Genomic DNA, 405 nt, shown 5'->3' with positions numbered 1-405 from the left:
GGGTTACGGTATCGCACGAGACTTTCTCAACCACGTTGTATACCCTGACATTCGCAGCGAATGGTATTTTCTAGCACGCAGGAAACTCAAGCAGCTTCTACGCAAAAATAATTATGACATCGTCCTGAGTTCACATGAGCCAGCGGTTGACATCTTCGTAGGATTTTATGCCAAGAAGATGAAGATTCCGTGGATCGTCGATTTAGGGGATCCCTTGCTTACACCATATTCTCCTCTTTGGCGTCGGAGCATCGATTTACGGTTGGAGCGTCGCATCATGCACGATGCTGACCATCTGGTGGTCACTGACGACAAGGTAATTGAGCTGTTAGTGGAACGGCATGGTTCCTTTTTGCAAGAGAAGTCATCGACGATCTCTCAGGGATTTCCTGCCACAGTATCGAC

At 47.9% G+C, this 405-nt stretch carries 1 protein-coding gene; it reads left to right on the top strand.

Going from position 1 to position 405, the window contains the following annotated elements; genetic code table 11:
- On the top strand, window positions 1-405 hold a 405-nt coding region (locus GVL52_RS29775; protein WP_160012785.1), incomplete at both ends, for a glycosyltransferase family 4 protein.

The organism is Rhizobium sp. 18055, assembly GCF_902706285.1.
Classification (GTDB): domain Bacteria; phylum Pseudomonadota; class Alphaproteobacteria; order Rhizobiales; family Rhizobiaceae; genus Rhizobium.
Note: the sequence above shows the minus strand (reverse complement) of the source record. Positions and strands in the feature narration are given on the sequence as shown.